This is a genomic window from Aquimarina megaterium XH134 (genome assembly GCF_000520975.1).
Classification (GTDB): domain Bacteria; phylum Bacteroidota; class Bacteroidia; order Flavobacteriales; family Flavobacteriaceae; genus Aquimarina; species Aquimarina megaterium.
In genome coordinates, this window is sequence record NZ_JACB01000054.1 from 13,295 (window position 1) to 39,017 (window position 25,723).

The 25,723-nt window shown below is 32.4% G+C and carries 26 protein-coding genes and 1 other RNA gene; 13 read left to right on the plus strand and 14 right to left on the minus strand.

Annotation, left to right across the window (positions count from 1 at the left end; translation table 11 throughout):
* The first annotated feature begins 28 nt into the window (after nucleotides 1-28).
* Complete coding sequence (locus tag Z053_RS0123640; protein ID WP_025667440.1) at nucleotides 29-232, plus strand: hypothetical protein; 204 nt, start codon at nucleotides 29-31, stop codon at nucleotides 230-232.
* Nucleotides 233-303: 71 nt separating this feature from the next.
* Here the strand turns inward: Z053_RS0123640 and Z053_RS0123645 are convergent, their stop codons facing one another.
* The 3 genes from Z053_RS0123645 to rlmD form a co-directional block, all read right to left on the minus strand.
* Nucleotides 304-711, minus strand: coding sequence for a hypothetical protein (locus Z053_RS0123645; protein ID WP_025667441.1), 408 nt, complete (start codon nucleotides 709-711; stop codon nucleotides 304-306).
* Nucleotides 712-752: 41 nt separating this feature from the next.
* Nucleotides 753-1,061: a hypothetical protein gene (locus tag Z053_RS0123650; protein WP_025667442.1), complete on the minus strand. Its 309-nt coding sequence runs from the start codon at nucleotides 1,059-1,061 to the stop codon at nucleotides 753-755.
* 412 nt (nucleotides 1,062-1,473) lie between these two features.
* Nucleotides 1,474-2,883, minus strand: coding sequence for a 23S rRNA (uracil(1939)-C(5))-methyltransferase RlmD (rlmD, locus tag Z053_RS0123655; RefSeq protein ID WP_025667443.1), 1,410 nt, complete (start codon nucleotides 2,881-2,883; stop codon nucleotides 1,474-1,476).
* A 116-nt stretch (nucleotides 2,884-2,999) separates the two neighbouring features.
* Between rlmD and Z053_RS0123660 the strand changes: the two genes are divergently transcribed.
* From Z053_RS0123660 to rocD, 3 genes are all read left to right on the plus strand, one after another.
* Nucleotides 3,000-3,557 (plus strand): RNA polymerase sigma factor, encoded by a 558-nt coding sequence (locus Z053_RS0123660; RefSeq protein ID WP_025667444.1) that lies wholly within the window; start codon nucleotides 3,000-3,002, stop codon nucleotides 3,555-3,557.
* On the plus strand, nucleotides 3,547-3,933 hold the full coding sequence (locus Z053_RS0123665) for a DUF6768 family protein (protein ID WP_025667445.1): 387 nt from the start codon (nucleotides 3,547-3,549) through the stop codon (nucleotides 3,931-3,933). Before Z053_RS0123660 ends, Z053_RS0123665 begins: the two co-directional genes overlap by 11 nt.
* A 116-nt stretch (nucleotides 3,934-4,049) precedes the next feature.
* Nucleotides 4,050-5,294, plus strand: a complete 1,245-nt coding sequence (rocD, locus tag Z053_RS0123670) for an ornithine--oxo-acid transaminase (protein ID WP_025667446.1) — start codon at nucleotides 4,050-4,052, stop codon at nucleotides 5,292-5,294.
* A gap of 76 nt (nucleotides 5,295-5,370) precedes the next feature.
* Here the strand turns inward: rocD and Z053_RS0123675 are convergent, their stop codons facing one another.
* From Z053_RS0123675 to Z053_RS0123690, 4 genes are all read right to left on the minus strand, one after another.
* Entirely contained in the window at nucleotides 5,371-5,679 is a 309-nt protein-coding gene (locus Z053_RS0123675) for a CCC motif membrane protein (RefSeq protein ID WP_025667447.1), read from the minus strand.
* An 8-nt stretch (nucleotides 5,680-5,687) separates the two neighbouring features.
* Entirely contained in the window at nucleotides 5,688-5,978 is a 291-nt protein-coding gene (locus Z053_RS32225) for a DUF2752 domain-containing protein (RefSeq protein WP_081748329.1), read from the minus strand.
* Between the two features lie 87 nt (nucleotides 5,979-6,065).
* On the minus strand, nucleotides 6,066-6,389 hold the full coding sequence (locus Z053_RS0123685; protein ID WP_025667449.1) for a CCC motif membrane protein: 324 nt from the start codon (nucleotides 6,387-6,389) through the stop codon (nucleotides 6,066-6,068).
* Between the two features lie 12 nt (nucleotides 6,390-6,401).
* Nucleotides 6,402-6,674 (minus strand): DUF2752 domain-containing protein, encoded by a 273-nt coding sequence (locus Z053_RS0123690; RefSeq protein WP_051476133.1) that lies wholly within the window; start codon nucleotides 6,672-6,674, stop codon nucleotides 6,402-6,404.
* Between the two features lie 150 nt (nucleotides 6,675-6,824).
* Here Z053_RS0123690 and Z053_RS0123695 point away from each other — a divergent pair, with 150 nt between their 5' ends.
* Entirely contained in the window at nucleotides 6,825-7,133 is a 309-nt protein-coding gene (locus Z053_RS0123695; protein WP_152538383.1) for a hypothetical protein, read from the plus strand.
* Nucleotide 7,134: 1 nt separating this feature from the next.
* A complete protein-coding gene (locus Z053_RS0123700) occupies nucleotides 7,135-7,683 on the plus strand; it encodes a DNA mismatch repair protein MutS (RefSeq protein WP_025667452.1) in 549 nt (182 codons plus the stop codon).
* Here the strand turns inward: Z053_RS0123700 and Z053_RS0123705 are convergent, their stop codons facing one another.
* Together Z053_RS0123705 and Z053_RS0123710 are read right to left on the minus strand one after the other, a co-directional pair.
* Nucleotides 7,684-8,214: a hypothetical protein gene (locus Z053_RS0123705; RefSeq protein WP_025667453.1), complete on the minus strand. Its 531-nt coding sequence runs from the start codon at nucleotides 8,212-8,214 to the stop codon at nucleotides 7,684-7,686.
* Between the two features lie 16 nt (nucleotides 8,215-8,230).
* Nucleotides 8,231-9,136, minus strand: coding sequence for a hypothetical protein (locus tag Z053_RS0123710; protein ID WP_025667454.1), 906 nt, complete (start codon nucleotides 9,134-9,136; stop codon nucleotides 8,231-8,233).
* Nucleotides 9,137-9,317: 181 nt separating this feature from the next.
* On the opposite strand from Z053_RS0123710, the gene Z053_RS0123715 reads away from it, so the two are divergent.
* Nucleotides 9,318-10,466 carry a cysteine desulfurase family protein gene (locus Z053_RS0123715; protein WP_025667455.1) on the plus strand — a complete coding sequence of 383 codons (1,149 nt, stop codon included), beginning with the start codon at nucleotides 9,318-9,320 and terminating at the stop codon, nucleotides 10,464-10,466.
* A gap of 7 nt (nucleotides 10,467-10,473) precedes the next feature.
* On the opposite strand, the gene Z053_RS0123720 is transcribed toward Z053_RS0123715, so the two are convergent.
* The 3 genes from Z053_RS0123720 to Z053_RS0123730 all read right to left on the minus strand — a co-directional run bounded on the left by Z053_RS0123720 (nucleotide 10,474) and on the right by Z053_RS0123730 (nucleotide 15,756).
* Entirely contained in the window at nucleotides 10,474-12,942 is a 2,469-nt protein-coding gene (locus tag Z053_RS0123720; protein ID WP_025667456.1) for a TonB-dependent receptor, read from the minus strand.
* A gap of 13 nt (nucleotides 12,943-12,955) precedes the next feature.
* Complete coding sequence (locus Z053_RS0123725; protein WP_025667457.1) at nucleotides 12,956-14,644, minus strand: M23 family metallopeptidase; 1,689 nt, start codon at nucleotides 14,642-14,644, stop codon at nucleotides 12,956-12,958.
* Nucleotides 14,645-14,709: 65 nt separating this feature from the next.
* Nucleotides 14,710-15,756, minus strand: a complete 1,047-nt coding sequence (locus Z053_RS0123730; RefSeq protein ID WP_025667458.1) for a hypothetical protein — start codon at nucleotides 15,754-15,756, stop codon at nucleotides 14,710-14,712.
* Nucleotides 15,757-15,934: 178 nt separating this feature from the next.
* On the opposite strand from Z053_RS0123730, the gene glf reads away from it, so the two are divergent.
* The 5 genes from glf to rny all read left to right on the plus strand — a co-directional run bounded on the left by glf (nucleotide 15,935) and on the right by rny (nucleotide 19,515).
* On the plus strand, nucleotides 15,935-17,056 hold the full coding sequence (gene glf, locus Z053_RS0123735) for a UDP-galactopyranose mutase (RefSeq protein WP_025667459.1): 1,122 nt from the start codon (nucleotides 15,935-15,937) through the stop codon (nucleotides 17,054-17,056).
* 89 nt (nucleotides 17,057-17,145) lie between these two features.
* Nucleotides 17,146-17,436, plus strand: coding sequence for a hypothetical protein (locus Z053_RS0123740; RefSeq protein WP_025667460.1), 291 nt, complete (start codon nucleotides 17,146-17,148; stop codon nucleotides 17,434-17,436).
* 7 nt (nucleotides 17,437-17,443) lie between these two features.
* The gene (locus Z053_RS0123745; RefSeq protein ID WP_025667461.1) at nucleotides 17,444-17,734 is read left to right on the plus strand and encodes a cell division protein ZapA; all 291 of its coding nucleotides are present in this window, start codon (nucleotides 17,444-17,446) and stop codon (nucleotides 17,732-17,734) included.
* Nucleotides 17,735-17,786: 52 nt separating this feature from the next.
* Nucleotides 17,787-17,893: non-coding RNA, 6S RNA (ssrS, locus tag Z053_RS30880), on the plus strand.
* A 53-nt stretch (nucleotides 17,894-17,946) separates the two neighbouring features.
* The gene (rny, locus tag Z053_RS0123750) at nucleotides 17,947-19,515 is read left to right on the plus strand and encodes a ribonuclease Y (protein ID WP_025667462.1); all 1,569 of its coding nucleotides are present in this window, start codon (nucleotides 17,947-17,949) and stop codon (nucleotides 19,513-19,515) included.
* A gap of 63 nt (nucleotides 19,516-19,578) precedes the next feature.
* Here the strand turns inward: rny and Z053_RS0123755 are convergent, their stop codons facing one another.
* A complete protein-coding gene (locus Z053_RS0123755) occupies nucleotides 19,579-19,968 on the minus strand; it encodes an STAS/SEC14 domain-containing protein (protein WP_025667463.1) in 390 nt (129 codons plus the stop codon).
* A gap of 269 nt (nucleotides 19,969-20,237) precedes the next feature.
* Nucleotides 20,238-22,796, minus strand: a complete 2,559-nt coding sequence (locus Z053_RS0123760) for an ATP-dependent Clp protease ATP-binding subunit (RefSeq protein ID WP_025667464.1) — start codon at nucleotides 22,794-22,796, stop codon at nucleotides 20,238-20,240.
* A 355-nt stretch (nucleotides 22,797-23,151) separates the two neighbouring features.
* Here Z053_RS0123760 and gyrA point away from each other — a divergent pair, with 355 nt between their 5' ends.
* Nucleotides 23,152-25,695: a DNA gyrase subunit A gene (gene gyrA / locus Z053_RS0123765; RefSeq protein WP_025667465.1), complete on the plus strand. Its 2,544-nt coding sequence runs from the start codon at nucleotides 23,152-23,154 to the stop codon at nucleotides 25,693-25,695.
* Nucleotides 25,696-25,723: the final 28 nt, after the last annotated feature.

Below are 25,723 nucleotides of genomic sequence, written 5' to 3' on the forward strand. Positions count from 1 at the left end.
GATACTACGAGGATAAAAATACGGTTAGATGAATGCAAAAATATTGAAACAAAATAAATTTCGAATTGCTATTTGCGTGACCAAAAATAAAAAAGATAAACCAATTCATACTGGTTATTTCTTAAAAATAAAAGACTCGAATAAAGTAGATGTGTTGCTGTTTATATCATATTTTGATTCTTGTGAAGTTTTTGGTGATTATAATTTTGTTTTAAAAACCGGGAACTTTTAACAGCTCCCGGCCACCGCAATAGAAAATGTAGAAGATTGCTACATCAAGTTGCCATAATCTAAAGGGTGTGATTAATCCATAAAAACCAGATTTCGGGCTTTTGCTTTACAGTTGTGATTAAAAATTACAGTACAACAGTAATAATTTCTTTTGTTTTCACCTTCCTGATTTATCCAATCAACATAATTGATTACTGTGAATGTAGAATCATTAACGATCCTAACATCTTTGTCACTTTCTCCAAAAGAAATAATAGTTGATGATCGTAACCTTTTATTGATGATGGAGTATGATGCAGTTAATGCCTCGGATTTGTGAAAATAAAATGGGTTTTTATTGTTTTTAGAACTGGTAATTTGAGCATTATTGTTATAGTATAGATTGTATAAAACAGCTCCAGTTATTATTGTAATACATATAATTGGTATTACGAAGAGTTTTATTATAAACTCTCCTTTTTTTAAGTTCAATATCATCATTGTAAGCCTTGGTGGTAGTGAGTAGTTTGTGTGCAAAAAAATTATGGTAAGTTAACGTTAGCATTTTTTGCATCACGTTCTTCTTGTTCTTTTATTTTTGTCCATTTAGTATAATTTTCTTTATCTCCGATTTGAAGAAAGGCTTCTGCAACGAATCCTGCATGTAATGAGGCTTCTATACCAGGACCATTTCGTTTAACAATGTTATATTGTTTTATAGCTTCTTGTGCAACTTGATTTTTGGTTTCGTTAATCTGATGTTGACCAGTATCACTGGAACCGGTAGTAAATAAGAAATAAATTAAAATAAGAAGAATGAAGATCAGGGGTATTTTTACTACATTTCTCATAACTGTTAGTTTTGGTAAACTTAGGTTTGATTATAAATTTATTGTAGTAGCAATCTTCGAGTACAAATGTAGGAAATAACTCATGATATTATATGTGGTTTTTGAGTTAACTTTTTATGGTAAAACCGTAATTGATAAACTTAAATAAATATATTTAATTATCTGATAATCAGCTAATAGCGCGGTTTTTGTTAAAAAAGCGAATTATTTGTTAGTAAAGCACTTATTATCAATGAATTTCATGATAATTGGGTGCTCTAATGTCTAATGATTAAAAAAATCGATGAAATACATGATGAAATTATAATTTATCAAATCATTCATTAACTAATTAAAGTCTGATATCAATTATTTAGTCGGCAAAAATATATCAGGAATTAAAACTGTTTTTTTACTAAAAAACTAGTTGTATCTATCTCTTTTCAAGTAATACTACATTTTCAACGTGATGTGTTTGTGGGAACATATCGACTGGTTGAACTTTACTTACCTTATACATCTCATCTAATAATGAAAGATCCCGTGCTTGTGTTGCACTATTACAGCTTACATACACTATTTTTTGAGGAGAAATGTTTAATAATTGCCCTACAACATCTTTGTGCATTCCATCTCTTGGTGGATCTGTAATTACCACTTCGGGTTGACCATGTTGAGAAATAAAATCTTTAGTGAATACTTTTTTCATATCTCCAACGTAAAACTCTACATTGTTAATACTATTACGCTTTGCATTTTCTTTCGCATCTTCAATAGCTTCAGGAACAGCCTCTACACCAATTACTTTTTTTGCTTTTTTTGCAACAAATTGTGCAATGGTTCCGGTTCCCGTATATAAATCATATACTAACTCTTCCCCTGTGAGGTTGGCAAAATCTCGGGTTACTTTATATAATTCGTAAGCTTGTTTAGAATTTGTTTGATAAAAAGACTTGGCATTAATTCTAAATCGTAATCCTTCCATTTCTTCTTCAATATAATCTTTCCCTTTGTAACAAATAACCTCTTGATCATAAATGGTATCATTACCTTTTGGATTTATAGTATACTGAAGCGAAGTGATTTCTGGGAATTCTGAAACCATATAATCTAATAGTAGTACTCTTTTTTCTATATCTTCATGAAAAAACTGAAGCAAAACCATAATTTCTCCGGTAGATGCAATTCTAATCATTAATGTACGCAAAAAGCCATGTTGATTTCTTGCATTATAAAAGGGGAGGTTGTTTTCTGTAGCAAAAGCTTTTACCTTATTTCTGATATCATTACTTGGGTCTTCCTGTAGATGACATTTATTGATATCCAAAATTTTATCCCACATTCCTGGGATATGAAATCCCAATGCATTTCTATTCTGAATTTCAGTACCACTTCTAATTTCGTCAAGAGTTAGCCATCTGCTATCACTAAACGAAAATTCCATTTTATTTCTATAAAAGAATTGATCGTCGGAGCCAAGTATCGAACTTACTTCGGGTAGTTCAATTTTACCTAATCGGGTTAGGTTATTTACAACTTCTTGCTGTTTATAAGCTAGTTGATGTTCATAACCCATGAATTGCCATTTACAGCCTCCACAAGTTCCAAAATGCTCACAAGTGGGTTCGGTACGTTTGTCTGATAGCTTGTGAAAAGTAGTAGCAGAACCTTCATAAAAGGCCTTACGCTTTTTGGTAGTTTGGATATCTACTACATCCCCAGGAACTGCATTGTTAATAAAAATTACTTTTCCATCAGGGGCTTTAGCAATACTCTTTCCTTTTGCACCTGCATCAATAACTTCGATATTCTCAAAGATCTGTCTTCTGTTTTTCCTTGCCATAGCGCAAAAATAACAATAGAAAGCATATACTTATTAAATATTCAATATATCTTAGAAAAAAGAAATAAAAAAATGAACCTATTTATTATTTCTACGTCTATACTATAAAGACCCATATGACAAACACCAATAAAACAATTGATTCTTTGTTGGTTTTACAATGCCAGTCGGGAAGCAAGAAAGCAGTAACTCTTCTTGTGAAAAGATGGCACGCAAAACTATGTAAACAGGCATATTGGTACACTCGAGATATAGAAATTTCAAAAGATATTGCTCAGGATAGCTGGAGTACTATTTTTTTAAAAATCAATAGCCTAAAAGATTCTAATAGTTTTGGGAGTTGGGCATTGACTATTGTAACCAGAAATGCTATTAATTGGTTACGAAAACATAAAAAGGAAGTAGAACATTTACAATCATATAAGGATTGTAATACAAATCGTATTGAAGATGATACTCAAAATAATCAAAATACGATGGTATTATTAAAAAACTCAATTAAAAAACTACCTTATAATCAACAGTTAGTACTAAATCTTTTTTATATAGAAGAGTATAGCATTAAACAAATAAGTGATATTATAAACGTTTCGACCGGTACCGTTAAATCACGTTTGTTTACAGCTAGAGAAAAACTGAAATCAATTTTAAAAAATAGAAATAATGGAGAATAAAATGAAAGATATAGATCAATTAATTAAAGAAACATTGAGCCAGGAAGAAGCAAAATTTTATGATGATTTAGATGAGCAAAATCTTTTCGAAATGTTAGGGGGGCTTTTTAATACCAAACACAGATGGATTATTGTATTGATGAATATTGCAACTGTAGTAGCTTTTGGTTTTTTAATCTATTGCATTATTCAATTTTTAGATACAGATAATACTAACGAACTGATCAAGTGGTTTGCAGGAGGAGCGATCTGTTTTATGGTTATAGGAATGACCAAACTATTCGCCTGGATGCAAATGGATAAAAATGCACTATTAAGAGAAATTAAGAGGCTAGAACTACAGGTATCTTCTATAGCTGGAAAAATATCACAATAAGATTTTAGAAAGAAGCTTATATTTAGTAATTTGCAACCAACTTCAATAGGATGATTTCTCTCCCGAACTTTATGTCGAAGTAGGAATTGTAAAGTTTTATTTTTAATACGTGAATAATGGCAATCTTAGAGAAAAAGTCATCACAGCATTTAATTGAATTAGAAGACAAGTACGGAGCTCATAATTATCACCCGTTACCGGTTGTTTTAAACAAAGGAGAAGGTGTGTATGTTTGGGATGTAGAAGGTAAAAAGTATTATGATTTTTTAAGTGCATATTCTGCAGTGAACCAAGGGCATTGTCATCCTAAAATAGTAGGAGCAATGGTTAATCAGGCACAAACATTAACACTAACCTCGCGAGCCTTTTATAATGATAAATTAGGTGAGTACGAGAAGTTTGCGACTGAGTATTTTGGTTTTGATAAATTATTACCAATGAATACTGGTGCAGAAGCAGTAGAAACAGCATTGAAACTTTGTAGGAAATGGGCATATGAGAAGAAAGGTATTCCAGAAAATGAAGCACAGATTATTGTGTGCGAAAATAATTTTCATGGAAGAACAACAACAATCATATCATTTTCGAATGATGAAGTAGCTAGAAAAAACTTTGGACCCTATACTGCAGGGTTTATAAAAATTGAATACGATAATCTATCTGCTTTAGAACAGGCTTTAGAAAGTAATACTAATGTTGCAGGGTTTTTGGTAGAGCCTATACAAGGAGAAGCGGGAGTTTATGTTCCTTCTGAAGGATTTTTGGCCAAAGCCAAAGCGCTTTGTGAAAAACATAATGTACTATTTCTTGCAGATGAGGTTCAAACAGGAATCGCACGTACAGGAAAGTTACTAGCCGTTGATCATGAAAATGTTAAACCAGATATCTTAATTCTTGGAAAAGCGTTAAGTGGAGGAGCATATCCTGTATCGGGAGTTTTAGCTAATGATACAATCATGAGTGTTATAAGACCAGGAAATCACGGTAGTACTTTTGGAGGTAACCCTGTTGCAGCAGCAGTAGCAGTAGCAGCTTTAGAAGTAGTAAGAGATGAAAAATTAGCAGAAAATGCAGAAGAATTAGGTCAATTATTTAGATCAGAACTTGGTAAATACATTGCAGAATCTAATATAGCGAATTTAGTTCGCGGTAAAGGATTGCTAAATGCGATTGTAATTAATGATTCTGAGGATAGTGATACTGCCTGGAATATCTGTGTGGCGCTTAAAGAAAATGGTCTTTTGGCTAAACCAACCCACGGTAATATTATTCGTTTTGCTCCACCATTAGTAATGAATAAAGAACAACTACTGGATTGTGTGAGCATTATTATCAAAACGTTAAAGGAGTTTGAGAAATAGTGAAATACTATTCAAAATTCATATATAATAAAAAAGGAGGCACAATGGCCTCCTTTTTTTATTGTACGCAAAAATTTTATTGATTTAATATTTCTGACCAAGGCATTAGAGCACCCATAAATATTATATACCCAATAATAATTAGTAGGTATAAAGAACTTAATATAGTACCAATTATAGCACAAATTCTACCTGCATTTAGATTTTCATATCCTGTGTATAATTCTGGATTTGCCAGATATAATTCTTTAGCTTTTTTAGCTAATACCAAGGCAATGATACCAAATACTAACCCCAGAAATCCATAGCAGAAACAGGTTACTATTGATGCGATCCCGAATATTAATACCAATGTAGCATTTGGCAATTGTTGTTTGTTTTCCATATAATGTATTAGAATTTTATAATATAATTTGTAATGATAAGTATACTATTTAAAATATAAAAATATTGAAGGGTTTTAGCACCTTTTTTAAACTTTAGAAGAAGATGAGCAATTAGATATCCAAACATTAATAGTAATGGAATAAGCGCAGGATACATTAGAAACGACTCTACTAAATCCCCCTTGATGAGTAATAAAAAACTTCGTTGAAAACCACAGCCTAAACAATCAATACCTATTAGCTTTTTGGTAGGGCATTGTAATAGATTAGATTCAATATAGTTAATAAACCGTTCCACAAATTATATGAGTAAGACATTTATTCTAAATAAAAACTGTTCGAAATACTATTCCGAACAGTTTTTAAAAATTAAATTATTTACAGATTACCCTCCGTACTGTTCCATCATTTCTCTTTGCATATCTAGTATACCATCATATCCTACTGTTGCAAATATGAAAACAACATAGATTAAATAGATAATACTTAATATTAAACCTACAATTGCTAGTATCTTACCTGTTTTAACATTTTGATATCCAGTATATAATTCTGGATTTTCATTGTATAATGCAGTAGCTTTTTTAGCAAGTACTATAGCTACAATAGCAAGGATAATTCCTAGCACACCATAACAACAGCATCCTAAGATTGATAGAATACCAAAAACCAGGATTAGGGTAGAATTAGGTAATGTTTGTTTTTCCATAATTTAGATTGATTAGTTAAAAATAATTTTCATTTTGATTACATAACTTATAATAATAGTAAGTATGGCTGTAACCATAAGACCCATTTTTATAAGTCTATCATATTTAAATTTGATAAAAAAGTTGAATCCCAAAAATATTAGTAATAGTAAAAGAGGATAAATCGCAGGATACATATAAAACGCAGCAACAAAATCTCCTTTGAGTAAGAGAGAAATAGATCTTTGCATTCCACAGCCTAAACAATCAACTCCAAAAATTTTTTTGTTTAAACAAGGTAACATATAGGTCTCCAAAAGCGAAAAACTTTATAATTATTAACTGCAATATACATAATTAAGTTATTTAAAATATTTGCAGGTTCAAAAATCTATTATTTAATACTTTTGCAATTCGTAAAGAGAAGTATTGGATCAGGTATAAAGAAAAATACCTTGAAGTCATTATTTGAAAAGAAATCAATTCTTAAGATATTGAATGATGATATTGATTATACTATCTATTGGATTAATAAAAAAAGGATTAGGCAAATGAATTATCGTAGGGTCAAAAAAATTATAAGTATACTTTTGGTAATGATTGGGGCTATTGCATTGATAAGTGAAATTTCTTCGATAACGAAAAACTATTACATCCAGAGTATTGGAGTGGTTTTTTTAATGTTAGGAGTATTTCTTATTAATACCAATGTGAAATCGAAAACCAAAATTGATTCTGATCCATACCTTGAAGAAGAAGAATGATATGATTAAAATAGGGGATACTGTATCTGTTTTGGACGAACCAATAACAGGCGAAGTTGTAGCAGTTACTGCTGATGAAGTAACAATTGAAACAGAGGATGGGTTTGATATGACATTTTTTATTCGTGAAGTGGTAAAAATTAAGTCAGGAGAGCTTATTATGCCTTCTTATGAAGAGGTACATAAGAACTTGCAGGAGAAGGAGGTCTTTAAAAAAAAGCCCAAAAGACCTATTGCTAAACCAAAAGAACGAGATGTGCCACCAATGGAAGTTGATTTACATATTAACAAATTAGTGAGATCAACCAAGGGAATGACAAATCATGATATGATAACATTGCAATTGGATACTGCAAAAAGACAACTGGATTTCGCAATTAGTAAACGTATTCCCAATGTGGTTTTTATTCATGGAGTAGGGCAAGGAGTTTTAAAAGAAGAACTCAAATACCTTTTTGGGAGATATGATAATATCAGAATTTCTGAAGGTAACTATAGAAAATATGGACTAGGAGCGACAGAGGTGTATATTGTTCAAAACCCAAAATAGTTATTTTAAAACAGTAATCTCATCTTCACCTAGTTGTAATAGTTCTTGTCGTATTGCAATCCCAGCTCCTTCCAGAGTGATATCGGTAAGAGTTATCGTTCTGGTGTAGACAGTTTCTGTAGCTGTATCACTCTTTACGACATATTTTATTTCAGCATTTCCGTTAGAACTTTTTAGCTCTTGAGTAACTGTAATACCGCTGGGAGGAACACTGCTGCAAAAATATGCAGTACCATCGATTTGAGTATTAAATTGTCTGTATATTAGGATATTTGTAGTATTATTAAGTGCTACAGTATGAGTAAGGCTTTCTGGAACTGTATTTAATTCAAAAGTAGTGCTTGTAAAGCTAAGAGAAAGAGATTGATTAATTTGAGGATCAATTTTGAAAAAAACAAAAGTATCTTCATTTTGATTAGAGCAATTCTCTAACGGAGCTGTGAAATTACTGATGTCATTTTCAATAATATCTCCTTCACTACAACTAACCAGTACTGCAATAAAAATTATATAGTAAAAAAAATTATTCATAATAATGTGGTATGAGCTACTCTTTTTTGGTAGTCTTAGGGATGGTAATATCCCTAAAACCAAATGAAAAATTCTTGTCTTTAAAATTCTGATTGTTACCATCAAAAACAAGGCCGTTTATAGATACAGTGGTTCTAAATGTAGTTTTTATAGTGTTGTCAAGGACAGGATCTACTGCAACTGCACTATTAGTCGATTCTGCATCTAGGTAAAATAATTTTCCGGAAACAGAATCTCTATCATCTCTTGGGTTTCCATTCATATCTGCATCTTCATTACGAGTTAAGATTCCGTCATTATCATCATCTTCTTCGAGATAATCAGGTGTACCGTCTCCATCTGTATCTCGTGGATCATCATTATCAGGAATATCATTTGGTAACTCAACACTAGTTAGAATGTTGTCATTATCATCATCCTGATCTTTATAATTAGGGATTCCGTCGCCATCGGTATCATCATCATCAAGGTTGCCATTACCATTCAGATCTTCTTGTTCTGCCGGAATTCCATCATCATCATCTTCTGTAATGATTTCAGTTAAAATTTCAGATGTTCCTGTAGTACCATTAAGTTCTTCAATAATTACGATTTCACTAGAAGGTACATTAGAACAAAAATAATCTGCAGTTACCGGGGCATTGAAATTTCTATATATTAAATTACTAGAACTTTCACCTAATTGGATAGCAATGGGTGTGGGTGTTACGATAGTATCAGAAAAGTTCTCACTTATAAAGTTATAAGAAATAGCTTCGTTTATAGTTTTGCTAATCTTGAAAAAAACAAATTCATTTGGTTTTGCACCTTTACAAAGTTGTAAGTCAACATCATCAAACTCAAAACTGGTGATCACTATATCACCATCATCGCATGAGGTAAGAAATAATAATAAAAAGAGAAATGAAAACAACTTTTTCATGTCAGAATGAGTATTTTTTTTGACAAAAGTAAAGGAATTGAAAGATTATAACGTGTGTACTCGAAAATAATTTTATTTAGATTAGTTTTGTAGTCGGAAAATTGGGAATATTGTAAAAATTAAAGTTTTTTTTACAAAAAACGAATAAATATCTATTTCAACAACTTAATTATTTTGTTTTATGCAAAAAGTTTATTTTGATAGTGCGGCTACCACAGAGGTAAGGCCAGAAGTTATTGCTAAAATGGTTTCTGTATTGAAAGAAGATTATGGAAATCCGTCATCAATACACGGTTATGGTCGATCTGCTAAGAATCATATTGAACAAACACGTAAAAACATCGCTGGTTATCTAGGGGTAAAAGCATCAGAAATTATTTTTACTTCTGGAGGCACAGAAGCTGATAACTTAGCAATAAATAGTACCGTTAGGGATTTAGGAGTTAAGCATATTATTACAACCAGAATAGAACATCATGCAGTATTGCATACAGTACAGGAAATAGAGTCTCGTACCGATATAGTAGTAAGTTATGTTAACATAAATACAGATGGTTCGATTGATTATAAACACTTAGAATCACTTCTTAGTAATTCTAATGAGAAGACGTTAGTAAGCTTAATGCATGTAAATAATGAAGTAGGAACAATATTAGATATTGAGCATGTAGGAAACTTGTGTAATGAACATGAAGCACTTTTTCATAGTGATATGGTTCAGTCAATAGGCCATTATGATGTAGATTTAAGTAATTTACATGTTGATTTTACAGCGGTAAGTGCTCATAAATTTCATGGGCCAAAAGGAGTTGGCTTTGCATACATTCGAAAAAATTCTGGGTTAAAACCGTTAATTTTTGGTGGTGAACAAGAACGAGGATATCGAGCAGGAACAGAAAGCGTGCATAATATTGCAGGAATGGATGAGGCATTGCGATTATCATATGAAAATTTAGAAGAAGAAAAGAGCTACGTTAAAAATCTTAAGCAATACTTTATCGATACTCTTAAAAATAACATTGAAGGAGTAAAGTTTAATGCCAGTTGTTGTGATCCTGAAAAAAGTACATACACCTTAATTAGTGTGTGTTTACCTGTTTCTGAAGAAAAGGCAGGGATATTATTATTTCATTTAGATATTAATGGTATTGCATGTTCAAAAGGGAGTGCTTGCCAAAGCGGAAGTGGTAAAGGATCTCATGTGTTAACCGAAATCCTTTCTGATGAGGATTTACAAAAACCATCTATACGTTTCTCTCTTTCAAAGTTTAATACTAAAGAAGAAATTGATTATACAGTAGATGTCTTAAAGAAATTTATAGAAGAATAATTCTTTCTTAAAATTTCATCCTTAATCGAACATTAAAAACCCGTGGCGTTAAATAGTTGGGAATAGCAAATTGGCGTTGACTTGCTGCATCTCTTACAAAAGTGTTAGTGATCGTGTTTTGATTATCAAAGATATTGTAGATCTCAAAACCTAGGTTTAGTTCTCTAAACATATTAAGAAAATGACCTTCTCTTAATCTTTTGTTTTGATCAACAACAACATATGAGATGCCTAAATCAGCTCTTCGGTAATCTCGTAATCTGGTCTGAAAATTATATGGATCGGCATAACTGGGAGAACCTCCTGGTACTCCTGTTTGATAGACCATATTTAAATACATTTTTAAACTTGGGATAGAGGGAACATAATCCTGAAATAATACTCCGATTTTGAGTCGTTGATCCGTTGGTCGAGAGATATAACCACGCTTATCGATATTTTCTTCAGTTTTTAAATACCCGAGACTCACCCAGCTTTCTGTACCAGGAACGAATTCTCCATTAAGCCTTAAATCCACTCCCTGTGCATATGCTTCTGCATTATTTCTTGCGCGATATCGTATCCTAACATTTTCGATAGTATACGGGTTTACATTAGTTAGTTTTTTATAATATAACTCTGTAGTTAATTTAAATGGTCTTTTCCACATAGAAAAGCTGTAATCATTACCTAATACAATATGTATTGATTGTTGTGCTTTAACATCTGGTCGTACCACTCCCAATGAATCTCGTAACTCTCTATAAAAAGGAGGCTGGTGATATAACCCTCCAGAGATTCTAAAGATCATATCAGATTTCCAATTAGGTTTAATCGCAACCTGAGCTCTAGGGCTAAATACAATTTGCGAATCAGAGCTATCAACTGTATTTCCATAAATATTCCAGTTATGTGCTCTAATGCCTACATTTGCCCAAATTTCATTTTCTTTTATATTAGAGCGAATGCTGTATTGTGCATATCCAGAAATACGATCAATTTTGGTGCTATTTGTAGCTCTTACGCTAGTAAAAGGAACAATAGGACTTGCAAAAGGAGTGTATGGCTGATCATTTACAAAATCCAATACAGGAGGTCTGATAGAAAAACCAGCAGAATCAATGATTTCATATTCTTGTAAACGGTCTCTAATATCTTCTGAGGTATATTTGATACCCCAATCAAACTGATGTTGACCTGCAACATATGTTCCTTTATGTTCGAGATTATATATCAATGCATCCAGATCATTTCTTGCATGCGTTAATTGAGAACCTATACCTTCACTAAATTCTACTTCTCCCAGGTTTTCACTCCCAATATCGGTATTTACAGTACCCAGTGCATATGCTGCAAAAATATCATAATGCTCTTGTTCTTGTGTGTGATATCCAGAGGCAATTAATTTTAGAGTTAAGTTGTCATTGGCTCTGTAGGTCCCTTTTAGTGCTCCAAAATAAGTTTCATACCGATCTTTTTCTTGTCCATCATAACGAACAGTCAATGCCTGCACTGTTTGTAATGTTCCAAAATTCACCTGTTCGGTTAATGGTTCATAGTCATAGGTATTAAGTGCTAAATTGCTTAAGAAGCCTAATTCAAATTTACTGGAAAAATTATAAGAAAGATACGTTTGTACATCTGCAAATCTAGGTTGAAAATTGGTTTCAGTATTTTTTGCATCTACTAATAAGCTATTATCTCTATATCGCACACCAACAATAGCAGCTAGTTTTTTGTTTTTAGAAATTCCTTCTGCAGAAACACTACCTCCCAGTAAGCTTAAATCTGCTGTTGCCCCCAATCTTGTTGGTCTTTTATAGGTAATATCTAAAACTGAAGAAAGTTTGTCTCCATATTTAGCTTGAAACCCTCCTGCAGAAAAATCTACATTACGAACCATATCCGTATTTACAAAGCTTAAACCTTCCTGTTGCCCTGATCTTACTAAAAAAGGACGATAAACTTCGATCTCATTTACATAGACCAAATTTTCATCATAATTTCCTCCACGAACAGAATATTGCGTACTCAATTCGTTATTAGAACTTACCCCGGGTAAACTCTTGAGGAGTCCTTCTACACCTGCATTGGCAGAAGGGGTGGTTCTAATGGTTTCGGGATCTAATGTTGTAATTCCTTCTACAATTTTTCGCTCTCTACCCGATATAATAACTTCACCTATCTGTTCAACATCTGTTTTTAGTACTGGATTAAGTTCATATTCTTGATTTTCTTCAAGATTAATAACAAATTGTACATTTTTTAAACTAATGTGAGATATGTGTATTGTAATTTCTTGATTAGCTGGTATACTAAGTTGATATACACCGTTTTTATCAGATTGAGTACCAGAATCGTTATAAGAGATGTTAGCTCCTTGAATGGGAATATTGTTTTCATTAAGAATAACACCTTTTAACGTTGCGGTCTGAGCCGAAGAAGAAATACTGATTAGAATCAGTAAAATCAAAAGAGGGAAAAAATTAGGTTTCAAGAAATAAGAGTATTTAAGGTTTTCTAAAAAAAGTGGTTTCGAACGTTGCTCGATTACCTACTTTATCTAACACAACAAGTTTAAAATTATTTTCTGAGTCCACATGATTTTTATCATTAAAATCATAGATTAACATTCCGGTCTTGTAATCATACTCTAATAAAATAAATTTTCCATTTATAGTACCTCGATAACTTTTTATTCCAGATTCAGAATCATTGATTTTTACTTTTAAATGTGTGGCCTTTGATATCCATTTTTTGCTAGAAACATTAATAGGTATTATTGTAGGTTTCTGGTTGTCGGTAAATAAGGAGTATGTTCCAAAAGTACGTGTTCTGGTCGAGAACCGATTACCTTTCTTAGATGTTCTAGAGTATGATGGTGTTTTAGAGCCATTTAAACGGCCTATATATAGTTTTTTCTTATCTTCTTCACTATACCTTGATACATCAAAAACCAGAGTCATGTTTTTATGTAACGGAGTTTTGTTATTGTGGATTTTAATTTTTTCTCCATTAACAGATATGTCTAGATAGGTATTTTCATATAATGCACCTTTAGGAATAAAAAGGTCAAAAAAACCAGAGCTATACGTATAATTTTCTGTTGCTTTAGCGTATTCTGATGTTTTAGGAATATCTGTTTTAGTGATTGTTTCTACATTCTTTCCTTGTACAGGAATAGTAATTGTAGTGGTATTGTTTTTAAAATCTTTGATATGAATGGTATAGTTGTAAGAAAGGCTATCTTGAATAGTAACAATACCGTTATTTACTTTCTTTTTAAAAACGGTCAACGGATTGTTTTTTTCAACAAAGAGTTTTGTTATTCTACTTCTGTATTCTTTAAAATAGGAGTAATCAATAATCCGATTTGCATATCGTGTTTCGGCAAAAGAAAAACGATTCATTTCTATTTTTAAATTTTCCTGACCATTAATTAGAGTAGTTATTTCATATACACCGTTATTATTCTCGGCTAAATCTTGTTTGTCTATGGTAGCTACGCCAAAACCGATTTTACCATATGCACTTAGGTTTTCTGCTTTAAAACTACCGTCTTCTAGAGGTGTAAGCTTTAATCTAACTGGTTTTTGCGCACCATTAATATGTGCGTCTTTATCCAGACTATAGGCCCAAAGACTATTTATGATTGGTTTTCTGGTATCTTTTACTTCTATACCAAAATTCATTGGATTCATTGGTCTGGATCTCGAATCTCTAATTTCAAAATGAAGATGAGGTCCAGAACTTCCTCCGGTATTACCGCTGTATGCTATAACATCACCTTGCTTAACCATTAACGAACCTGATTTTGGAAAAAGTTCTATTTCATAAGATTCTTTTGCGTACTGTCTTTCTTTTACAAAAGCTTCAATTTCTGGAGAGAATTTTTTTAAATGGGCATATACACTTGTATATCCATTGGGATGTGCAATATATAATGCTTTACCATACCCGCCATGCGAAACCTTTATTCTAGTTACTCGACCAGATGCTGTAGCGTATACATTTAATCCTTCTTCGCCCTTAGTTTTCATATCTAATCCAGAATGAAAATGGTTAGATCTCAACTCGCCAAATGTTCCCGAAACTACAGTAGGAATATCCAGAGGACGAATAAAATAGTCTTTTGGAAGGTTCTTTTGTCCATAGCAAAAAGAAAAGCCAAGTACAATAAAAACTATAATCTTTCTCATAAAAGGGGGTATCTATGTGTGTGTTTATGAAATGTGCTTATAAAACTACTTATTTTTTTGTTAGATTATGTTATTTTCAGTGCATGATTAATAGCGTCATTTAAATATCCACCAGAAATAATTTTTGTTCTAACCAAATCTACATTAGTTTTCATTTTTTTATATTCTTCTAATGATAAACTTTCTAATTTGTTACTTAATTCATCTAAATTAGAAACTGTAAAGCCAATATTGTTATCTGTTATAAAAGTACTAATGGCAGCTTTGTCCCATACAATTACAGGTAATCCACATAAAATATACAATGAAGTTTTATGAGGGTTATTGTATTTTAAGTACTGTCCGTATTGACCACTACATTCTTCTGTAGAGATACCATCCCATACTAATCCAAAAGATCCTTTGATATGATAAGCAACCACATCAGAAGGAAATGCTCCTTCATAAGTAAGTACAGATGTTTCTTTTTCGGTTTTGAGTTTTTGATAATCAAATCCCATACCATACAGATTCATTCTGAAATTTTTTCTTTCGAGTAGGTCAATATCATAGATATAGGAATTTTTACCTTCTCCAAAACCTCCCGCATATACTACTTCGTGTATCTTTTCTCCTGTAACATCATTGTTTTGATCAGGTAATCCTTTATTTAAGATATAGTCAAATATTCCGAGTACAATTATTGGGATTTTAACATCTTGTTCCAAAAACCAATTCTTCATCGAATCATTATGCACAATAATGGCATCTGAAGAAATTATTTTTTTTAATTCTTTATTTGCATCACTAGTTCTACCTTTCAAAAAACGCACATCATGAACAATAGTAATGATTTTACATCTTTTTATTTTTGCAACAAATAAGACATAGTTTCTAAATTTATTTAGAGGATATTGTGTACATAATGTTGACTTGTAAGGTAATCGTATTAGGGCGAAGGTAATGCCGAAAAAGTTTTTTAGAGCACCAATTGCAGAGTTAGGGATTGAAGATTGTTTGAATCCCAGGTTTTTAAACCCCATTTCGGTTAGAATAGACTCACAATCAGTTTTTGCTTTACCAGCGGCGTTAAAAAGAGATTTGTAATTTCTGGAAATGAAATATCCTTTCATATGAATATGTAAATTTATCGTGGGAAAGATACACACATTTTATTTTTTATACCCTATTTTAAGAAGATTATCAATTTTGATTTTTTGATGTGTAATTATTACCTATAAAATCCTTTTAAAAATAGTAGTTTTGACAACTGAATTTTTTAGAAACCATTTCGAATAAAAAAATATACTAGTGAAAGAAAAGAGATATGATTATCTAATTGTAGGAGCAGGATTGTTTGGGAGTGTTTTTGCTCACGAAATGACTAATCGGGGTAAAAAATGTCTTGTGATAGATAAACGAGATCATTTAGGCGGAAATGTATATTGCGAGGAAAAAGAAGGAATTAATATACATAAATATGGAGCTCACATTTTTCATACTAATGATAAAAAAATCTGGGATTATGTAAATCAATTTGCAACTTTTAATAATTATATAAATTCTCCATTGTCATTGTCAAAAGGTAAACTGTATAACCTGCCTTTTAATATGAATACGTTTTATCAACTATGGGGAACCAAGACACCGCAAGAAGCAAAAAAGATTATTGATGAGCAAGTAGCACAATATGGAGTAAAGTCTCCACAAAATCTTGAAGAACAAGCTTTATCTTTGGTAGGGAAAGATATTTATGAAACTTTTATTAAAGCCTATACAGAAAAGCAATGGGGGAAAAAAGCTACAGAACTCCCTGCATTTATTATTAAAAGACTTCCAGTTAGATATACATATAACAATAATTATTTTAATGACATTTATCAAGGAATTCCTGTCGGAGGTTATAATGTAATTATTAATGGTTTACTAGACGGTATTGATACCAAAACAGGAGTGGATTTTTTTGAAGATAGAATAGAGCTTGAATCTCTAGCCGATAAGATTGTATATACGGGCAAGATAGATGAGTTTTTTGAATATAAGCATGGGCATTTAGAATACAGATCATTACGATTTGAACATGAACTTCATGACATAGAAAATTACCAGGGTAATGCAGTGGTAAACTATAATGATGCAAGTTATGAATTTACCCGAATTATTGAACATAAACATTTTGAATTTGGAAAGCAGGATAAAACAATTATAACAAAAGAATATCCCGAAAATTGGGATAGAAGCAAAGAGGCATATTACCCTATTAATAACGGTAGAAATCAAGAAATATTTAAAAAGTATAAAGAAGAATCACAACAATTAGAAGGTGTGATTTTTGGAGGAAGACTGGCAGAATATCGTTATTATGATATGCACCAGATAATCGCATCGTCTTTGGTTAAAGTAGAAGAAATATCGAGGATTAAACCACAATAAAGAAAGGGTTTAAAATTAGTTGTAAAACTATTGGGTTTTTTCAATTGGTATGTTAACTTTGTGTAACGAAGTATTGTGTAAAATTTACAATGAGTGATTTAATTGAAATTATTGATTCTCTTGAAAATAGAATAAGTAAGTTGCTTCATAAATATGAATTAATTAAGCAACAAAATTTAAATTTAAAAGAGAAAATATCGGATTTGGAGTCTAATTCAGAACTTCAGATTGATCAATTAAAGCAGTGGGAAGAAAAATTCAGTGCGCTCAAAAATGCAAACGCAATATTAGGCAGTGACGAATATAAAAGGGAAACCAAGCTCAAAATAAACGCTTTAATAAGAGAGATTGATATGTGTATCGCACAACTTTCTGAATAAGTAAAATATGGCAGATAAGCTTAAAATTAAATTATCTATTGCAGATCGTGTATATCCGTTAACGATTAATCCGGATCAGGAAGAAGGTTTACGGAAAGCAGCAAAAAAGATAGAAGCCATGATAAAGCAATTTGAGCAAAGTTATGCAGTTAGAGATAAGCAAGATGTATTGGCAATGTGTGCTTTACAGTTTGCGGCACAAGTAGAACAAAAAACTATAGATAAAGATGATGACACGGTTAATGTGGCTAATAGACTAAATGAATTAAATAATTTGCTACATGAACATTTATCATAACGTTCTTTAAAATAAATAAGGTTACTGCCTGCACTAGTTGTTATTTTGATAAACTCAACAAGAATTAATTAAAAAGGGTGAGTTTAAGTTGTAAAAGCGCGCCGCCTTGAGCGGATTCTTGAGCAATTTGTTAGCCCTAAACCTGTTTTTACAGAGTTTATACAAAACCTTTGCTAGTGCAGGCTTTTTTTATATAAATACTAACACAAATTATGGATAATAATATTATATTTTTAATAGTTGCTGGGGTAGCAGGACTAATGATAGGATTTATCATTGCCAAAGTTCTGGAACGTAATAAAGCTTCAGAAATTATTAAAAATGCTAAAAAAACTTCCGAAAGCATTTTAAGAGATGCTAAAAATGAGGGAGAGACAATTAAAAAAGACAAGATACTTCAGGCTAAGGAAAAATTTATTGAATTAAAATCAGAACATGAAAAGGTAATATTATCGCGAGATAAAAAGATGGCCGAAGCAGAAAAACGAACAAGAGATAAAGAATCTCAGGTTTCTAATGAATTATCTAAAAACAAAAAACTAAATATAGAGCTCGAGGAAAAAATTAAAGAAGGAGAGCAACGCAAGGACTATTTAGAAAAGAAACAAAGTGAACTTAAAAAACTTCATAAAAGCCAGGTACAACAACTTGAAGTTATATCAGGATTATCTGCAGAAGAAGCAAAAGAACAACTTGTTGAGTCTTTAAAAGGGCAGGCAAAGACTGATGCTATGGCACTTATTCAAGATACTATTGAAGAAGCTAAGCTAACTGCACAACAGGAGGCTAAGAAAGTAATAATTAATACTATTCAAAGAATAGGCACAGAAGAAGCAATTGAGAACTGTGTTTCGGTTTTTAATATTGAAAGTGATGATGTAAAAGGTAGGATTATTGGTCGAGAAGGTAGAAATATTAGAGCTATTGAGGCTGCTACAGGAGTCGAAATTATAGTGGATGATACTCCTGAAGCAATAATTTTATCTTGTTTTGATTCTGTAAGACGAGAAGTGGCTCGATTGTCACTTCATAAATTAGTGACCGATGGGAGGATTCATCCTGCACGAATAGAAGAAGTAGTAAGAAAAACAAGGAAACAAATTGACGAAGAGATTATTGAAGTCGGTAAGCGTACCGTAATTGATCTCGGGATACATGGATTGCATCCAGAACTAATTAAGACTATAGGTAGAATGAAATATAGATCTTCTTATGGTCAGAATCTTTTACAGCATTCAAGAGAAGTTGCTAAGTTATGCGGCGTAATGGCTTCAGAATTAGGGTTAAATCCAAAACTAGCAAAAAGAGCAGGTTTGCTGCATGATATTGGTAAGGTTCCGGATACAGAAACAGAAGTGCCGCATGCTATCCTGGGAATGCAATGGGCAGAAAAATATGGTGAAAAACAAGAAGTCTGTAATGCTATAGGGGCGCATCATGATGAAGTAGAGATGACATCGCTAATTTCTCCTATCGTTCAGGTGTGTGATGCGATTAGCGGAGCCAGACCAGGGGCCAGACGTCAGGTATTGGATTCTTATATACAAAGGCTGAAAGATTTAGAAGGAATCGCTTTTGGATTTGATGGAGTGAAAAAAGCTTATGCGATTCAGGCAGGTAGAGAACTTCGTGTGATTGTTGAAAGCGAAAAAGTGAATGATGAAAAAGCAGCTAGCCTTTCTTTCGAGATTTCTCAAAAAGTGCAGACAGATATGACATATCCCGGTCAGGTAAAAGTGACTGTAATACGAGAGACAAGAGCAGTAAATATTGCTAAATAATTTATAAACTTAATAACTATAATAAAGCGATGCTGTATCACTACAAGTATCGCTTTATAGTTTTTATAATGTTTTTTGATCTTTATATTTTCTGATCATATTATCTTTCCATTTCAGGGCTAGCTCCAAAGTGTCAAATAGTTTAAACTCTTTGTTAAAGAAAGCTTTTTCGAGCTTTGTTTGTATTTTTTGTCTATGATCGGCAGATACTACCGCAAATCCAATCACATTTGTGATTTTGGCAGTTTCTAAGTATACCGTTGGATTTACAGCATAAGAGTTAATGCGGTGTGTGATATAAACAAAAGGTTTGTCTTTGAAATGTTTTTCTGTAATCATTAGCAAAACATCGTTATGTTCTGGTAAGACTGTAATTCCTTCTTTCATTATAGCCTTTACATAATCTTCATATATCTCTATATGACAGAAATAGAAGTTGTATGAAGTGATCATCTATTATTTGTTAGCATTTTAGTATGTGTTTTAGATACGAAATAGGATAGAAATAGGGCTCTCTTTCTTATTTTATTATTGGTATAAGATATAAAAAAAACATGAATTAGAAAGAGGATTAGAAAAGTTCTCTGGTAATCTTATTATTGTGTTTTTTGTAATTTTTGTACGATTGAATTTAAGGCTGTTACATGTTTTTAATCTATATTAAAAGAGACTGTTACTTATAGGTAACAGTCTCTTTTGTATTTTTTATTATAAATATTAAGTTAAGATTCGGTTGATTCTTCAGCTTTTTTAATGGTAATTGTCAATTCGCCAGAATCATCATCCATATCCATAAATATACTATCACCTTCTTCAAGCTGAGAATTGATGATCTCTTCTGCTAAAGCATCTTCTATATATTTTTGGATAGCTCTTTTTAAAGGTCTTGCACCATACTGTCTATCGAAACCTTTTTCGGTAATATAATCCTTAGCTTTTTCACTTAAAGATAAGTCGTAACCAAGATCTTTGATTCGTCCGTATAGTTTATCAAGTTCGATATCGATAATTTTATGAATATCCTCTCGTTCTAATGCATTAAATACAATAACATCATCTACTCGGTTTAAAAACTCAGGAGCAAATGCTTTTTTTAATGCATTTTCGATTACTCCTTTAGCATAATCTTCTGCTTGAGTCTTTTTGGCAGAAGTTCCAAAGCCAACTCCTTGCCCAAAATCTTTCAGTTTACGAGCTCCAATGTTAGATGTCATGATGATTATAGCATTTCTAAAATCAATTTTACGTCCAAGACTATCAGTAAGATATCCATCATCTAATACTTGAAGCATCATATTAAAGACATCAGGATGTGCTTTTTCTATTTCATCTAATAGAATAACTGCATATGGCTTTCTTCTTACTTTCTCTGTAAGTTGACCTCCTTCTTCATAACCAACATACCCAGGAGGTGCTCCAATAAGTCTGGAAACTGCAAATTTCTCCATATACTCACTCATATCGATACGAATAAGTGTGTCTTCGCTATCAAAGAGTTCTCTGGCCAAAACTTTAGCTAATTGTGTTTTACCAACCCCGGTTTGCCCTAGAAATATAAATGACCCGATAGGTTTGTTGGGATCTTTAAGACCTGCACGGTTACGTTGTATTGCTTTTACAACTTTGGTAACGGCTTCATCCTGACCTATAACTTTACCCATAATTAGGTCGGGTAATTCGGCTAATTTATTACTTTCAGTTTGCGCTATACGATTAACAGGGATACCAGTCATCATAGAAACTACATCTGCTACGTTTTCTTCATCAACAGTTTCTTTATGTAGTTTGGATTCTTTTTCCCATTGTTCTTGTGCAACACCAAGCTCTTTTTCAAGATTCTTTTCGTCATCTCTAAGCTTTGCAGCTTCTTCGTATTTTTGTTTTTTGACTACACTATTCTTGAGTTCTCTTACTTCTTCAAGTTTTTTCTCAAGATCAAGTACTTTTTTAGGAACATCAATATTGGTAATATGTACTCTAGAACCCGCCTCATCTAACGCATCAATAGCTTTATCTGGTAAAAAGCGATCTGTCATATACCTATTGGTTAATTTTACACAAGCTTCAATAGCTTCTGGTGTATAACTAACATTGTGGTGTTCTTCATATTTCTCCTTAATGTTATTAAGGATTTCTATGGTTTCTTCAATATTTGTAGGTTCTACAATTACTTTTTGAAAACGTCTCTCTAAAGCACCATCTTTTTCTATGTATTGGCGATATTCATCTAAGGTTGTGGCTCCAATACATTGAATTTCACCTCTTGCTAAGGCTGGTTTAAACATATTTGAAGCATCTAAGCTTCCTGTAGCACCACCAGCACCAACAATAGTATGAATCTCATCTATAAAAAGAATGATATCATCGTTCTTTTCTAATTCGTTCATTACCGCTTTCATTCGCTCTTCGAATTGTCCACGATATTTGGTTCCTGCAACTAAGCTTGCCAGGTCGAGAGTAACGACCCTTTTGTCAAATAAGATTCTAGAAACTTTACGTTTTACTATTCTTAAAGCAAGTCCTTCTGCGATGGCAGATTTACCAACTCCAGGTTCTCCTATGAGTAGTGGGTTATTCTTTTTACGTCTGCTTAATATTTGAGATACACGCTCTATCTCTTTGGATCGCCCCACTACGGGGTCGAGTTTTCCTTCTTCTGCCATTGCCGTTAAATCACGGCCAAAGTTATCTAAAACAGGAGTTTTAGATTTTTTCCCTGCTTTACTTCCTCCAGAAGGAGAGTTAAAAGGATTTTCTTTAGATGAATCTCCAGTTAAATCATCATCATCTTCAGAGAAAGATTCTGCTTTTGGATTATCTATATATTCTTCTTCGTTAGCAATCATAAACTTAAATTGGTCTTTAACATTATCATAATCTACTTTTAAACGATTTAAAAGTTTTGTAGTTGGGTCATTTTCATTTCTTAGGATACATAGCAGAAGATGAGCAGTATTAATAGAAGAACTTTGAAATAACTTAGCTTCCAAAAAAGTAGTTTTTAATGCTCTTTCTGCTTGTCTAGTTAAATGTAAATTTTTTTTCTCGTTCGAAGCGACAGCTATATTTGGATTTGCAGGGCTTAGGATCTCAACCTTCCTTCTTAAATTTGTCAAATCAATATCTAACGCATCTAGAATATTAATAGCTTTACCACTTCCGTCACGTAGCAACCCTAACATAAGGTGTTCTGTGCCAATAAAGTCATGCCCTAATCTAAGAGCTTCTTCTTTACTGTACGCAATCACATCTTTTACTCTGGGCGAAAAATTATCATCCATAAAATTATTCTCTTTCTTTATAACTAAAATAGTAATTTTTAGAATTAAATTGACAAAAACTATTCCTTTTAATTAGATATTTTGACATTGGGATATTTTGTCATGCAATTTCAAGCTCTAAAAATACACACACCAGCTCTGAGACAGTGTCTATTAGGGTTTTTTTGCTTGTATTGGTAAATAGACAAAAAATGCATTAATAATCAAAACCTAAGATCACAGACTTATTAACTACATCTGTCTATACTATTGTTAATAAATTCCGTATATTACAGGGTAATTGGCTGTTAAAACCGTCTTAATTTACTTAAATTAGCGCGTTTAATTAATCAATTTTAGAATAAAATAATTTTTTATGGCTGATGGAGAAAAGCTTATACCTATCAATATAGAAGATGAGATGAAATCGGCATACATTGATTATTCAATGTCTGTTATTGTATCTCGTGCACTTCCTGATGTTAGGGATGGTCTTAAGCCCGTGCATAGACGTGTTTTATACGGTATGTATGAACTGGGTGTTAAAGCAAGTAGTGCCCACAAGAAATCTGCAAGAATTGTAGGAGAAGTTCTTGGTAAATATCACCCACATGGTGATACATCTGTATATGATACGATGGTTCGTATGGCACAAGAGTGGAGTTTGAGATATATGTTAGTTGATGGCCAAGGTAACTTTGGTTCTGTAGATGGTGATAGCCCTGCGGCTATGCGTTATACAGAAGCAAGAATGCGAAAGATATCCGAGGATATGCTGGCAGATATCGAAAAAGATACTGTAGACCATACATTTAATTTTGATGACACTTTACAAGAACCAACAGTTCTGCCAACAAGAGTTCCGGGATTATTAATAAATGGAGCTTCAGGGATTGCAGTAGGTATGGCAACAAATATGCCTCCTCATAATTTAAGTGAAGTTGTTGATGGTACTATTGCATATATCGATAATAATGATATCGAAATTGATGAGTTAATACAATACATTAAAGCTCCGGATTTTCCTACAGGAGGAACAATTTATGGTTATGATGGTGTTAGAGAAGCTTTTAAAACAGGTAGAGGAAGAGTCGTTATACGAGCTAAAGCCAGTTTTGAAGAGGTAAACGGTAGAGAATGTATTATTGTTAGTGAAATTCCTTATCAGGTGAATAAAGCAGACATGATTAAAAAAACTGCTGACCTTGTTAATGATAAGAAAATTGATGGGATTGCAACAATACGTGATGAGTCTGATAGAAAAGGTATGCGTGTCGTATATGTTCTAAAACGTGATGCAATACCTAATATAGTACTAAACCTTTTATATAAATATACAGCTTTACAATCTTCTTTTAGTGTAAATAATATTGCACTGGTTAATGGAAGACCACAGTTATTGAATGTAAAAGAGATGATTCATTATTTTGTAGAACATAGACATGAAGTTGTTGTTCGTCGTACAAAGTATGAATTGAAAAAAGCTGAAGAAAGAGCCCATATTCTTGAAGGTTTAATCATAGCTTCTGATAATATTGATGAAGTGATTGCTTTAATTCGTTCTTCTGCAAATGCAGATGAGGCGCGCGAAAAATTAATAAAGCGTTTCAAACTTTCTGAAATACAGGCCAAGGCAATTGTAGAAATGCGTTTAAGACAGTTAACAGGTCTTGAACAAGATAAATTACGTGCCGAGTATGAAGAATTGATGAAAACGATCGAAGACCTTAAGGATATTTTGGAGAAGAAGGAGCGTAGGATGCAAATCATTAAGGACGAACTGATAGAAGTAAAAGAAAAATACGGTGATGAACGCCGCTCTCAAATAGAGTACGCAGGAGGAGATCTGAGTATAGAAGATATGATCCCGGATGAAAAAGTAGTCATTACGATTTCACATGCAGGATATATAAAACGAACTTCTCTTAATGAATATAAGAAACAAAATAGAGGAGGAGTAGGGCAAAAAGGAAGTACAACACGTAATGAGGATTTTCTTGAACATTTATTTGTGGGAACCAATCATCAGTATATGCTGTTCTTTACTCAGAAAGGAAAATGTTTTTGGATGAGAGTATATGAAATTCCTGAAGGAAGTAAAACTTCTAAAGGAAGAGCTATTCAAAATCTAATTAATATACATAGTGATGATAAAGTGAAAGCTTTTATCTGTACTCAGGATCTTAAAGATGAAGAGTACATTAATTCACACTATGTCATTATGGCAACGAAAAAAGGTCAGGTCAAAAAGACATCTTTAGAGCAATATTCCAGACCGAGAACAAATGGTATTAATGCTATTACTATAAAGGATAATGATGAGCTTCTCGAAGCGAAATTAACCGATGGTAAAAGCCAGGTAATGTTAGCAGTAAAATCGGGTAAAGCAATTCGATTTGAAGAAGAAAAAACCAGACCAATGGGACGTGGAGCTTCGGGAGTAAGAGGAATCAGACTTGCCGATGATAAAGATGAAGTAATTGGTATGGTAGCTGTTAATGAAATGGAAAGTAATATCTTAGTAGTTTCAGAAAATGGTTATGGAAAACGTTCTAAATTAGAAGATTATAGAATAACAAATAGAGGAGGAAAAGGTGTTAAAACCATTTCTGTTACTGATAAAACAGGATCTCTAGTGGCAATTAAGAATGTTACCGATTTAGATGATCTTATGATTATAAATAAATCAGGAATTGCTATTCGACTTGCCGTAGAAGATTTACGTGTGATGGGACGCGCAACACAAGGTGTACGTCTTATTAATTTAAAAGGTAAAGATTCTATTGCTGCAGTAGCAAAAGTTATGCACGACGAAGATGATATAGATCAGGACGAAGATATAGAAGATGTTGATTCTTCTACAACTGATGCTGATAACGCTTCAGATGGCACGAATATTGATAATGAAACAAAACAATAATTAAATCCCATTTTAAAAAAACTCAAGT

Excerpts from the sequence above, each read along its gene's own strand:
- Z053_RS0123640 (WP_025667440.1), top strand. The coding sequence starts at position 29 with ATGAATGCAAAAATATTGAAACAAAATAAATTTCGAATTGCTATTTGC.
- Z053_RS0123705 (WP_025667453.1), bottom strand. The coding sequence starts at position 8,214 with ATGAATAATTTTTTTTACTATATAATTTTTATTGCAGTACTGGTTAGT.
- Z053_RS0123660 (WP_025667444.1), top strand. The coding sequence starts at position 3,000 with ATGACAAACACCAATAAAACAATTGATTCTTTGTTGGTTTTACAATGC.
- Z053_RS0123730 (WP_025667458.1), bottom strand. The coding sequence starts at position 15,756 with ATGAAAGGATATTTCATTTCCAGAAATTACAAATCTCTTTTTAACGCC.
- Z053_RS0123700 (WP_025667452.1), top strand. The coding sequence starts at position 7,135 with ATGATTAAAATAGGGGATACTGTATCTGTTTTGGACGAACCAATAACA.
- rocD (WP_025667446.1), top strand. The coding sequence starts at position 4,050 with ATGGCAATCTTAGAGAAAAAGTCATCACAGCATTTAATTGAATTAGAA.
- rlmD (WP_025667443.1), bottom strand. The coding sequence starts at position 2,883 with ATGGCAAGGAAAAACAGAAGACAGATCTTTGAGAATATCGAAGTTATT.
- Z053_RS0123740 (WP_025667460.1), top strand. The coding sequence starts at position 17,146 with ATGAGTGATTTAATTGAAATTATTGATTCTCTTGAAAATAGAATAAGT.
- Z053_RS0123675 (WP_025667447.1), bottom strand. The coding sequence starts at position 5,679 with ATGGAAAACAAACAACAATTGCCAAATGCTACATTGGTATTAATATTC.
- rny (WP_025667462.1), top strand. The coding sequence starts at position 17,947 with ATGGATAATAATATTATATTTTTAATAGTTGCTGGGGTAGCAGGACTA.
- Z053_RS0123745 (WP_025667461.1), top strand. The coding sequence starts at position 17,444 with ATGGCAGATAAGCTTAAAATTAAATTATCTATTGCAGATCGTGTATAT.
- Z053_RS0123760 (WP_025667464.1), bottom strand. The coding sequence starts at position 22,796 with ATGGATGATAATTTTTCGCCCAGAGTAAAAGATGTGATTGCGTACAGT.
- Z053_RS0123665 (WP_025667445.1), top strand. The coding sequence starts at position 3,547 with ATGGAGAATAAAATGAAAGATATAGATCAATTAATTAAAGAAACATTG.
- Z053_RS0123685 (WP_025667449.1), bottom strand. The coding sequence starts at position 6,389 with ATGGAAAAACAAACATTACCTAATTCTACCCTAATCCTGGTTTTTGGT.
- Z053_RS0123645 (WP_025667441.1), bottom strand. The coding sequence starts at position 711 with ATGATGATATTGAACTTAAAAAAAGGAGAGTTTATAATAAAACTCTTC.
- Z053_RS0123755 (WP_025667463.1), bottom strand. The coding sequence starts at position 19,968 with ATGATCACTTCATACAACTTCTATTTCTGTCATATAGAGATATATGAA.
- Z053_RS0123650 (WP_025667442.1), bottom strand. The coding sequence starts at position 1,061 with ATGAGAAATGTAGTAAAAATACCCCTGATCTTCATTCTTCTTATTTTA.
- Z053_RS0123710 (WP_025667454.1), bottom strand. The coding sequence starts at position 9,136 with ATGAAAAAGTTGTTTTCATTTCTCTTTTTATTATTATTTCTTACCTCA.
- gyrA (WP_025667465.1), top strand. The coding sequence starts at position 23,152 with ATGGCTGATGGAGAAAAGCTTATACCTATCAATATAGAAGATGAGATG.
- Z053_RS0123715 (WP_025667455.1), top strand. The coding sequence starts at position 9,318 with ATGCAAAAAGTTTATTTTGATAGTGCGGCTACCACAGAGGTAAGGCCA.
- Z053_RS0123725 (WP_025667457.1), bottom strand. The coding sequence starts at position 14,644 with ATGAGAAAGATTATAGTTTTTATTGTACTTGGCTTTTCTTTTTGCTAT.
- Z053_RS0123690 (WP_051476133.1), bottom strand. The coding sequence starts at position 6,674 with ATGTTACCTTGTTTAAACAAAAAAATTTTTGGAGTTGATTGTTTAGGC.